Origin of the sequence: Desulfofundulus luciae (genome assembly GCF_030813795.1) — a bacterium.
GTDB lineage: Bacteria > Bacillota > Desulfotomaculia > Desulfotomaculales > Desulfovirgulaceae > Desulfofundulus > Desulfofundulus luciae.
Genome location: NZ_JAUSUX010000062.1, coordinates 1 through 1,527, shown reverse-complemented (window position 1 = coordinate 1,527; position 1,527 = coordinate 1). Strand labels below are relative to the sequence as shown.

General features: G+C 49.8%; 1 protein-coding gene and 1 pseudogene. Both read right to left on the bottom strand.

Features of this window, described 5'->3' with window-relative positions; all coding sequences use genetic code 11:
• Positions 1-1,215 (bottom strand): annotated as a pseudogene (locus J2Z49_RS14895) (IS1634 family transposase); the annotation flags it as partial.
• 20 nt (positions 1,216-1,235) lie between these two features.
• Positions 1,236-1,527: hypothetical protein (locus J2Z49_RS14680; RefSeq protein ID WP_307403932.1), on the bottom strand; the 292-nt coding region annotated here is incomplete at its 5' end.

Genomic DNA, 1,527 nt, shown 5'->3' with positions numbered 1-1,527 from the left:
CTGAGTTGAGAGTTGGTACGCAGGACGTACTTGCCGTCATACCGGGCTTCTTCTCTCAGGGCTTCCTGATCTATACCCACCACGGCGTCTTTGTTGAGCAATAGATACCGGCGGTAACCACGGTTGCCCACCAGCGATTTGATTCCGCCGTTTTTAAGCTGTTCTTCCAGCTTCCGGCACCCGGGCCTTTTTGTCGTGTTCGGCCTGGACGGGATTGTGGCAAACGATGTACCGGTCAGCATCGTACCAGACTTCTTTTACTTTCAGGTTTCCTTTGACGATCCGGTACCTGCCGCCGAGTACTTCGCCGACGTCTTTGACTTTACGCATGCGCATACCCACAATGTATTCGATGTGCTTCTCATCCAGATCTTTTAAAATATCCTGGCTGACCATGCCCCGGTCGCCTACAAAGACGACCCGGGTCAGTTGAAACCGTTCGCGGACGTCGGCAATGATTTGGCTGAATGTGTTGACATCAGCTGTATTGCCGGAAAACCTCATGGGCTATAGGTATGCCGGCACGGGTCATCACCACGCCGACCATTACCTAGATTCTGTCCGGTCGATGATCTTTGGAGTGACCGTAACGGCCCAATTCCTCCGGTCCTCTGGTCCTCTGCCTTCAAAATATGTGGATGTGGTGTCCCAGAAAATCATGTCCACTTCCAGGTCGAACAGGTTTCTGGTGCTGTCAAAAAGGTCCAGTTCTATCCCCTCTTTATATTCGGCCAGAAAATCAAGGGCACGGTAAAGATGATGCAGTTCCAGCTGGTCAAAGGACGGCCGGTAAACTTCTTTGAGCCATTCATTAACGCCTCGTTTGGAAAGCGGATCGCTGATGCGGCTCAGCACCATAGCATAGACGGCCTCAGCCAGCTGGCTGCAGGAGTATGCCTGGGAGAAGTGACGTTTCAGGATAAAGTCCAGGCCAAGCTGTTCCCACAGATGCCGGAAAATTAAATCCAACCCCCATTCCTTGGCACTGTGAACCATCAGTTTATCAGCTTCGGCCTGTATCCATTTCGTTTTTGAGAATTTAGCCAGGCTGGCAATGAGCCGGTCAAGGCTGCCTTTCTGAAGTTCGTCTATCCGGCCCAGGTTGGCCACCACTTTCTGGCGCACTTTGCCGTGCTCCCTGACGGCTTCGACTATCTGGACATAGGTTCTTTTGGAGCCGTCCTTGTTGGTGAAAGTTTTTGTTTTGGCATACATGGCATAGATATTATACCATGTTAAGGCAGGTTAGAAAAACCAAATATTTGTAGGCGTGGCACTACACTTCCGCAATTTTTGGGGATTCCGCCAACTAAGACCCTTGATTTTACTGGGTTTCTAGCTTCGTTGGAATTGTATGGGGCGCTAAAGTTTAAACTTGAGTTTGAACAGGATCGCCGGTGAAGCGGCAGGAGGCCATTGTCGGGACAGTACATGCGTTTGTCAATATAAAATTGATCCACCTGATAATGTGAAAGTGATCCACCAATGATAAAGTAAAAGTGATCCACTTCCACCGTTTTACCAATA